Source organism: Kitasatospora sp. LaBMicrA B282 (assembly GCF_050325825.1).
Lineage (GTDB): Bacteria > Actinomycetota > Actinomycetes > Streptomycetales > Streptomycetaceae > Kitasatospora.
Map to the genome: position 1 here is coordinate 1 of NZ_JBNQTI010000269.1, position 7641 is coordinate 7641.

At 74.8% G+C, this 7641-nt stretch carries 8 protein-coding genes; 3 read left to right on the plus strand and 5 right to left on the minus strand.

Going from position 1 to position 7641, the window contains the following annotated elements; translation table 11 throughout:
- Positions 1-162: 162 nt before the first annotated feature.
- Both ACQRUO_RS37670 and ACQRUO_RS37675 read left to right on the plus strand, forming a co-directional pair.
- A complete protein-coding gene (locus tag ACQRUO_RS37670) occupies positions 163-636 on the plus strand; it encodes a carboxymuconolactone decarboxylase family protein (RefSeq protein WP_428320687.1) in 474 nt (157 codons plus the stop codon).
- A gap of 55 nt (positions 637-691) precedes the next feature.
- On the plus strand, positions 692-1669 hold the full coding sequence (locus tag ACQRUO_RS37675; RefSeq protein ID WP_428320688.1) for an RNA polymerase sigma-70 factor: 978 nt from the start codon (positions 692-694) through the stop codon (positions 1667-1669).
- Between the two features lie 105 nt (positions 1670-1774).
- On the opposite strand, the gene pip is transcribed toward ACQRUO_RS37675, so the two are convergent.
- The 3 genes from pip to ACQRUO_RS37690 form a co-directional block, all read right to left on the minus strand.
- Positions 1775-2746: a prolyl aminopeptidase gene (gene pip, locus ACQRUO_RS37680; protein WP_428320689.1), complete on the minus strand. Its 972-nt coding sequence runs from the start codon at positions 2744-2746 to the stop codon at positions 1775-1777.
- 140 nt (positions 2747-2886) lie between these two features.
- A complete protein-coding gene (locus ACQRUO_RS37685; protein ID WP_428320690.1) occupies positions 2887-3351 on the minus strand; it encodes a MarR family winged helix-turn-helix transcriptional regulator in 465 nt (154 codons plus the stop codon).
- Positions 3352-3499: 148 nt separating this feature from the next.
- Entirely contained in the window at positions 3500-5089 is a 1590-nt protein-coding gene (locus tag ACQRUO_RS37690) for an MFS transporter (protein WP_428320691.1), read from the minus strand.
- Positions 5090-5167: 78 nt separating this feature from the next.
- Here ACQRUO_RS37690 and ACQRUO_RS37695 point away from each other — a divergent pair, with 78 nt between their 5' ends.
- Positions 5168-5785, plus strand: a complete 618-nt coding sequence (locus ACQRUO_RS37695) for a TetR family transcriptional regulator (RefSeq protein ID WP_428320692.1) — start codon at positions 5168-5170, stop codon at positions 5783-5785.
- 6 nt (positions 5786-5791) lie between these two features.
- On the opposite strand, the gene ACQRUO_RS37700 is transcribed toward ACQRUO_RS37695, so the two are convergent.
- Both ACQRUO_RS37700 and ACQRUO_RS37705 read right to left on the minus strand, forming a co-directional pair.
- The gene (locus tag ACQRUO_RS37700) at positions 5792-6313 is read right to left on the minus strand and encodes a GNAT family N-acetyltransferase (RefSeq protein WP_428320693.1); all 522 of its coding nucleotides are present in this window, start codon (positions 6311-6313) and stop codon (positions 5792-5794) included.
- A gap of 68 nt (positions 6314-6381) precedes the next feature.
- Positions 6382-7590, minus strand: a complete 1209-nt coding sequence (locus ACQRUO_RS37705; RefSeq protein ID WP_428320694.1) for a glycosyltransferase — start codon at positions 7588-7590, stop codon at positions 6382-6384.
- Positions 7591-7641: the final 51 nt, after the last annotated feature.

Sequence of the window (7641 nt, forward strand, 5' to 3'; positions counted from 1 at the left end):
CGGCGGGCGGCGCGGCGCGCGGCGGGTCGCCCGTCCGGCGGGCAGGGCGGGGGCGAGCCGGCGGGCGGCGTGACCCGGGTCACAGTCGCGCCCATGTCACAGCGGAGCGGGCTGCCTCGTCTCAGGGTGTGCAAGCCACTGACCGGTACGAAGGAGCACCTCATGGACGCGCGACTGGACTACTTCAGCAACCCGACCGTCGGCAAGGCCTTCAAGCACCTGATGGCGGCCGGCGCGGTGGTCCGGGAGTCGGCGCTGCCGGCGGCCACCCAGGAGCTGGTCTCGCTGCGGGTGAGCCAGATCAACGGCTGCGCCGTCTGCATCGACATGCACACCAAGGAGGCCGCCGTGGCCGGTGAGAGCGCGGTGCGGCTGAACCTGGTCGCGGCCTGGCGGGAGGCGACGGTCTTCACCGAGGCCGAGCGGGCGGCGCTGGAGCTGGCCGAGGAGGCGACCCGGGTCGCGGACGCGGCCGGCGGGGTGAGCGACGCGGTCTGGGCCAGGGCGGCCGCGCACTACGACGAGGCGCAGTTGGGCGCACTGGTGCTGCTGGTCTCCTTCATGAACCTGGTGAACCGGGCGAATATCATCACTCGTCAGCCGGCCGGCGACTACGTGCCCGGCCAGTTCCACTGAAGGTACCGGCAGTTCCACCGAAGGTACCGGCGGACCTAGCGAGAGGGAGTTCGACGTGGGCTTAGAGGTGAGCGAGTCCCCGGACCCGTCGGGCGCGGCGGCGGAGTCGCCCGGTGAGGCCGAGGAGTTCGAGGAGCTGCGGCCGCTGCTCTTCTCGATCGCCTACCGGATCCTGGGCAGCGTGGGCGAGGCCGAGGACGCCGTGCAGGAGACCTGGCTGCGCTTCGCCGCCTCGGCGACCCGGCCCACCTCGACCAAGGCCTTCCTGTCGGCCACGGTGACCCGGATCGCCATCGACGTGCTGCGCTCCGCGCGGGTGCGGCGGGAGGAGTACGTGGGCCCCTGGTTCCCGGAGCCGCTGCTGAGCGATCCGTACCAGGATCCGGCGCGGGCCGTGGAACTGGCCGACTCGGTGTCGATGGCGGCGCTGCTGCTGCTGGAACGGCTCAGCCCGCTGGAGCGGGCGGTCTTCGTGCTGCGCGAGGTGTTCGGCTTCGGCTTCGACGAGGTCGCCGCCGCGGTGGGGCGGTCCGAGTCGGCCTGCCGCCAACTGTTGGTGCGGGGCCGGCGGCACATGGCGGACGGGCGGCAGCGGTTCGCCGCCGACCGGCGGGAACGCCAGGAGCTGGCGCGCAGGTTCTTCGAGGCGATGCAGGACGGCGACATCGACGGGTTGCAGGGCCTGCTGGCCGCCGACGTGGAGCTGGTCCGGGACGGCGGCGGCAAGACCCCGCAGTTCGCCAGGCCCGTCGTCGGCGCGGCGAACGTGGCCCGGGTGCTGGGCACGGTGTACCCGTGGCTGATGCGGATCGACGTCTTCTTCGAGCGGCAGGAGGTCAACGCCCAGCCCGGCGCGGTCCTCCGGGACCGGGACGGCAGGATCCTGCAGACGCTGGTCCTCGACGTGCTCGACGGGCAGATCCAGGCGATCCGCGGGGTGAGCAACCCCGACAAGCTCGGCCACCTCGGGCCGGTCGCCGACGCCTGGGCCCTCGACCGGGAGGTGAAGAAGCTCCGCCGGCGGCCGAGCTGACGGCGGGGGTCGCCCGGGTCGCGGGGGTGTCCGGGCGGCGATGACCCACCGCCCGTACGGTAGGGGCCGTACGGGCGGTGGTCGTCGTGCTGGGAGGTCCACCGCTCAGCCGGCGGTGCCCGGGGCGGCGAACCGCTCCAGGGCGGTCAGCAGGTGGCCCCTGGTCTCGGCGCCGCCGAGGTGGCCGGCGTCCTCGACGACGATCAACTCGGAGCCCGGCCAGGCCTGGTGCAGCTCCCAGGCGGTGGTCAGCGGGCCGCCCATGTCCTGCCGGCCGTGGATCAGCACGCCGGGGATGCCGGCCAGTCGCCCGGCCTCGCGCAGCAGTTCGCCCTCGGGGAGGAAGGCGCCCCGGGAGAAGTAGTGTGCGCAGATCCGGACCAGCGCAGTGCGGGCGGCGGTCGGGCGGTCGCCGTAGGGGCGGGAGGTCCCGCTGGTCTCGCCGGAGAGCACCGCGTCCTCCCAGGCGCACCAGTCCTCGGTGGCGCGGGCCCGGACCTCCGGGTCCTGGTGGTTCGTCAGGCGGGCGTAGGCGGCGAGCAGGTCGCCGTCCGGACCGGTGCCGCCGGCGCCGGCCACGAAGCGCTGCCAGGCCTCCGGGAAGAACCGGCCCACGCCGCGGTAGAGCCAGTCGATCTCGGAGCGCCGGGTGGTGGTGACGGCCGCGATCACGATCTCGGAGACCCGCTCGGGGTGGCGCTCGGCGTAGGCGAGCAGCAGGGTGGAACCCCAGGAGCCGCCGTACAGCAGCCAGCGGTCGATCCCCAGGTGGACCCGCAGGCGCTCCATGTCGGCGATCAGGTGGTCGGTGGTGTTGTGCCGGAGGTCGGTGGCCGGGTCGGCGGCGTGCGGGGTGCTGCGACCGCAGCCGCGCTGGTCGAAGAGGACCACGCGATACTCGGCGGGGTCGAAGAGCCGCCGCGGCGTGGCGGTGCAGCCGGACCCGGGGCCGCCGTGCACCACCAGGGCGGGCTTGCCCGCCGGGTTGCCGCAGACCTCCCAGTACACCTGGTTGCCTTCGCCGACGTCGAGCAGACCGTGCTGGTGCGGTTCGATCGGGGGGTGGAGCTCGGGCATCTGCGCTCTCCTCGGCTGATCTGACAGTGCTGTTATAACAGTTTTTATAACAGCACTGTTGAATTGCCTTGCGCAACGGCCGGGCCGGGTGTTACGGCGTGACCGGGTCGCGTGTCACGGCGTGATTCGTGGGTCGACTGTCAGGCCGGCGGCGTGTGGTCGGTCGTGAACGGGCCCTCGGTGACGAAGCGGTGGAGCTGGTGGGCGAAGGTGCGGGCCTCGCCGGGGGGCCAGTCGGCCAGGGCGGCGGTGATCCGCTCGGCGAGGCGGTCGCGGGTGAGCCGGATGGTCTCCTCGCCCAGCGGGGTGAGGACCAGCAGGGTGGCCCGGCGGTCGGCGGGGTCGGGCTCGCGGCTCAGCAGACCGGCCTGCTCCAGGCGGCTGGCCCGGCGGGTCACGTTGGAGCGGTCCAGGCCCACTTCCTGGGCCAGCTCGGCGGCGCTGCGCGGGCCGGTCCGGGCCAGGCCGCTGAGCACGGGGTAGGTGAGTTCGTCCAGGTCGTCGCCCAGGTTCTCGGTGAGTTCCTGGTACAGCCGCGCCCGGGTGGTGCGCTTGAGCAGCAGCCCGAGCGCGTCGGCGATCTCGCGTCCCGCATCCGTCTCCACCCTTCCAGGTTAGCGTGTCCACTGCACGGATCCCGCGATCGGGGTGGGACTGGGTGACTGTTCGTCAGATCAGCTGAGGAAAGCGCTGGTTGACCAAGCCGATGGGGACCCGGCCGGTGGCCCGGGTCCCCACCACCGCAACCGTGGCTCAGTCGCGCGCCGCGCCCGCGGACCGGCGGAGCAGCGCGCCCACCGCGAGGGCGGCCAGCAGGACCACCGCGGCCCCGCCGAGCAGCGCGTCGTGCATCCCGGCGACGAACGCGGTGCGGGCCGCGTCCAGCGCCGGCCCGCCCAGCGCGGCGGCCGCACCGAGCGAGGAGCGGGCCGCCTGCACCACGTGCTCGGGGGCGCCGGGCAGCCGCAGGTGGCTGCGGTACGAGGCGCTGAGGATGCTGCCCAGCACCGCGATGCCGAGCGCACCGCCGAGCTCGCGGGAGAGGTCGTTGACGGCCGAGCCGACGTTCTGCAATGCGGCCGGCAGGGCGTCGGTCACCGCGGTGGTGGCCGGGGTCATCGCCAGTCCCATCCCGGCGCCGAGCGGCAGCAGGGCGGCGACCAGCAGCCAGTACGAGCTGCCCGCGTCCAGCTGGGCGAAGAGCGCCAGGCCGCCGGCCACCAGCAGCAGGCCGGCCAGCCACGGGCGCCGGACGCCGAGCCGCGCGGTGAGCCGCGGGCTGAGTCGGGAGGCGGGCACCAGCGCCGCCGCCATCGGCAGCACGCCGACCGCCGCCCGCAGCGCACTGTCGCCGCGGACCAGCTGGAGGTACTGCATGGCCACGAAGATGTACCCGAAGAAGGCGAAGAACTGCAGCGTGATGGAGAGCGCGCCGGCCGCGAACGCCCGGTTGCGGAAGAGCCGCGGATCCAGCAGCGGGTGCCGGCGACGCAGCTCCCAGCCGACGAAGCCGGCCAGCACCAGCAGGCCCAGGCCGATCCCGCCGACCGTGCGCAGGCTGCCCCAGCCGTTCAGCGGCGCCTCGATGACGCTGTAGACCAGGGTGCCCAGGCCCGCCACCGCCAGCAGGGCGCCGACCCGGTCGAGCGCGGGGCGGCCCGGCTCGGCCGACTCCGGGACCACGAGCAGGGTGCCGACCAGCGCCACGGCCGCCAGCAGCACGTTCAGCAGGAAGACCGAGCGCCAGGACCACTCCTGGAGCAGCGAGCCGGAGGCCAGCAGGCCGAGCACCGCGCTGGCCCCGGCGACCGCCGCCCACACGCTCACCCCGCGGGCCCGCTGCTCGCGCGGGAAGGTCGCGGTGATGGTGGACAGGGTGGCCGGCATCACCAGCGCCGCGCCGAGGCCGAGCGCGGCGCGCAGGCCGATCAGCACGGTGGGCGAACTCGTCAGCAGCGCGGCCACCGAGACGGCACCGAAGACGCCGAGCCCGGCCAGCAGGGCCCGGCGGCGCCCGAACCGGTCGCCGAGCGCGCCGGCCGGCAGCAGCAGCGCGGCGAAGACCAGGCTGTAGGCGTCGATGATCCAGGAGAGCTGGGTCTGGCTCGCGTGGGTCGCCCGGGCCATCTCGGGCAGCGCGACGTTCAACGAGGACATCGCGGCCACCACGGTGGCCAGCGCCAGGCAGGTGACGGCCAGCACCAGGGAGTGCCGGCCGGCGGGGGCGGCGGGCGTCGCAGTGTCGGGCGTCGCAGTGTCGGGCGTCGCAGTGTCGGGGGTCGGAGCGTCGGGTGTCGGAGAGGAGGTGGAGGCGGGCCTCGAGGTGGCGTCGACGGCGGTCATGGTGTGCGCTCCCTGGCGGGACAGGAGGGGTGTTGACCTGGCCAGCGTGGTCCCGCCGCGGCTAGGATTTCCATGGTGATGAATAAATCCGCGCCGCGCGGTCGCCGCCCCGGCAGTCCCGACACCCGCGGCGTCATCCTCGACATCGCCCGCCGCCGCTTCCTGGCCGAGGGCTACCACGCCGTCACGCTGCGCTCGGTCGCCGCCGAGGCCGGCGTCGACCTCGCCCTGATCAGCTACTTCTTCGGCTCCAAGAAGGGCCTGTTCGGCGCCGCCCTGGCGCTCGCGGCCAATCCCGCCGAGGTGCTGGTCAAGGCCCTGGAAGGGGATCGCGTCGACTTCCCGCAACGCGTGCTGCGCGGCCTGCTGACGGTCTGGGAGGACCCGGTGGCCGGCCCCACCCTGCTCGCCATGCTGCGCAACGCCAGCCAGGACGAGGCCTTCGCGGCGCTGGTCAAGGAGGTGGTGGAACGCGAGATCGTGGACCGGGTGGCTGCCTGGCTCGGCGGCCCGGCCGCCCGCAAGCGGGCCGCGGCCTTCTGCTCGCAGGTAGCGGGGCTGATCGTCACCCGGTACCTGCTGCGCCTCGAACCGGTGGTCTCGATGACGCCCGATGAAATCGTCCGGCACCTCGCCCCGCCGCTGCGCCGCGCCCTCCAGGAGCCGGGACCCGCCCGCCCCCACCCCCACCGCTAGGGCGGCTCAGGGCGCGGGCACCTCGAAACGCAGCCGGTAGCGGGGTGCCGGTGCCGCCGGCTGCGTCTGCGCCTGCTCCACCCGCCGTACCCGCCCGCCGGACAGCTCCGCGGCCAGCGCCGGCCACAGCCCGGCGGCCGGGGTGTTGTTCGCCAGGTAGGAGAGCGTCCACCACCCCGGGTGCCGTTGCAGCACCAGCCGCGCGGCCCGCCGCCCCAGCCCGCGCCGCCGGTGCGCCCGGAGCACGAAGAACTCGGCCAGGTGCCAGGCGTCCTCGTCCCCCGGAACGCCGTCCCGGGTCAGGGCGAACCCGACCGGGCGCCCGTCGGCCCGGATCACCCAGCACTCCCGGCCCGGCCGCCCGAAGTAGTCGTCCAGCCACGGGAACTCGAAGCGGCCGGACGCGTCGGGCTCGACCTGCGCGTACTGCGAGTGGTCGTGCAGGTAGAGCTGGAGCAGGTTGGCCACCAACGCCCGATCGGCGTCGGTGCCGGGGACCAGCTCGGGTTCCGTCCGCTCGGGTGCCATCCGCCCACCGTGCCACCCGGCGGCCCCGGGCGCCAGGGCCTGGCCGGCCCGGCCGCCGTGACGGTGTGTCAGCGGGCTGCCGGAGGCAGGCCGAGGAGGTCGCGGTAGCAGTGGTCGATCTGGCTGCACATGGTGGCGGGGTCGAAGGCGGCGCGGACCCGGGCGCGGCCCTGGTGGCCCATCTTGGCGGCGGCGTCGGGGTGGTCGAGCAGCCAGCCGACCGCGCGGGCCAGGTCGGCGGGGTCGGCGGGGGCGGCCAGCAGGCCGGTGGCGCCCGGTTCGACCAGGTCGGGGATGCCGTTGACGCAGGTGGCCGCGACCGGGCGGGCGGCGGCCAGCGCCTCGGTCAGGGCCCGGCCCAGGCCCTCGTAGAGCGAGGAGATGACGAAGACGTCCAGACCGGCGGCCAGCCGCGCCGCATCGGGGCGGTAGCCGGTCAGGTGCACCTCGACGTCCAGCTCGGCGGCCAGCTGCCGCACCTGGTCGGCCAGCGGGCCGTCGCCGACCATCACGAAGGCGGCCGACGGATGGGTGGTGCGCAGCGCGGCGGCCATCCGGACGAAGTCCAGCGGCGCCTTCTGGCGGTCGATCCGGCCGACCGTGCCGACCAGCGGGACGTGTTCGGGGAAGCCCAGCTCCCAGCGGGCCGCCGGGTCGTAGTCGGTCGGGATGTCCTCCAGGTCGACCGCCGAGGGCACCACGCGCACCCGGCCGGGCGGGGCCAGCCGCTGTTCGACCACCTCGCGGGCCAGTTGCGGGGCGACCGCGAGGAAGGCGTGGGTGCTGCTGCGGGGCAGTCGCTCCAGGCGGCGGTAGAGCGCCCGGCGCAGCGGGGGCATCCGGTCGTGGAAGCTGAGGCCGTGGAAGGTGTGCACCACCACCGGGGTGCGGCAGATCCGGGCGGCGAAGCGGCCGAGGAAGCCGCCCTTGGCGGAGTGGGTGTGCACCACGGTGAAGCGTTCGCGCCGGATCAGCCGGACCAGTCGCCAGAGCACCAGCAGGTCGCCCGGCGCGAGCACCTCGCGGAAGCCGCGCAGCTCCACGGTGCGCACCCCGGCCGCCCGGGCCCGCTCCCAGAGCGGACCGCCGGGCACGCCGGCCACCCAGACCTCGTAGACCCGCGGGTCCATGCCGACCGCGGTCATCAGGGTGTTGCCGCCGGCGCCGGCCCAGAACCGGGTGATCACGTGCAGCACCTTGACCCGGGGCGGGCCGGGCTGCGGCGGCAGCTCCGCGGGTTCGAGCACCGCGGCGGGGGCGGCGGGCCAGCCGGTCATCACGGCACCCCGGCCGCCCGGCCTACCGCTCCCCCCCCCTCTTCCTCCCCC